Genomic DNA, 234 nt, shown 5'->3' on the forward strand with positions numbered 1-234 from the left:
TGCATGGCTCACAGACCACAATTTTGGTGAAAGTTTTCGTTTAGAAACCCCCGCTGGAGTGACCGAAGGAAAATACCAAGCCGACAATCTCATTTCTGTTGATATGGGATGCCCAAATTTCAATGCAAAAGAGATGCCTGTTTCACGTGAAATAGTTGATACCAATCACGTAAAAATTACAGCTGGTCCCCTAAAAGATGCTTGTCTTGTCTCTGTTGGCAATCTCCACGCTAT

General features: G+C 42.7%; 1 pseudogene. It reads left to right on the forward strand.

From position 1 onward, the window contains the following. Nucleotides 1–234: pseudogene (locus tag ACFINC_RS10695) on the forward strand (diaminopimelate epimerase); the annotation flags it as partial.

It is taken from the genome of Bartonella sp. AP58NXGY (assembly GCF_042195785.1).
Lineage (GTDB): Bacteria > Pseudomonadota > Alphaproteobacteria > Rhizobiales > Rhizobiaceae > Bartonella.